This window comes from Escherichia sp. TW14182 (assembly GCF_000208525.1).
Taxonomy (GTDB): domain Bacteria; phylum Pseudomonadota; class Gammaproteobacteria; order Enterobacterales; family Enterobacteriaceae; genus Escherichia; species Escherichia ruysiae.
Genome location: NZ_AEJZ01000449.1, coordinates 1 through 694 on the forward strand (window position 1 = coordinate 1; position 694 = coordinate 694).

Below are 694 nucleotides of genomic sequence, written 5' to 3' on the forward strand. Positions count from 1 at the left end.
GCGTGAGATGATCGACAGTAAGCAAAAAAGCTGGCTGTCCCATTGCACTGATGCCGAGGCGTTATGTATTGACCGGGTAATTAGTGAAGTGATGGCAGAGCATCCTGGATTGATTTTTATCCTCCGACAAAGATATGAAGGGCGGGGGATGAGTAAGCTGAAAATGGCACAACAGTTAAATAAGTATCGCCCTGGCTGGAGCTTGAAAACTTGCAGAAATCGCATTGATGCATGGTTGGGTGTTGCTGAACACATTCTGTATATACCAATGAAATTAGCGTTATGCGGAGAAAGCCAATAAAAAAGTTATTGCATTTTTGCCAATAAACTGCTTCAATTCAGCTATGCTTCGCAAAGCTGTATCGCGAGGCGAATCAAGCGCAATTGAACTTTAATAGAACCCGCCATCGAGCGGGTTTTGTTGTTTCTGCGGTGTTATATAAGAAACGACATTTAATAATCTCCTTCAAAATAAATTTGTTTATATATTGTCATGTATATTTTAAGTGAAAGTGAATTATTCACATAAAATAAAAACATATAAATAAATTTACATAACTTGACGCAAAGTGTTGTTGCGATTGGAATATTAAATCGTATCATCGAAAACGGTTCTGAGGGGGAACTCTTCTTTGCTCGGTGATATCGCTCCCCTGAAGAACCAATGCCGACTTAGCTCAGTAGGTAGAGCAAC

The 694-nt window shown here is 39.6% G+C and carries 1 protein-coding gene; it reads left to right on the forward strand.

All coding sequences use genetic code 11. From position 1 onward, the window contains the following. On the forward strand, window positions 1–301 hold a 301-nt coding region (locus EQY_RS0123025; protein WP_000305190.1), incomplete at its 5' end, for a DUF1133 family protein. Window positions 302–694 lie beyond the last annotated feature (393 nt).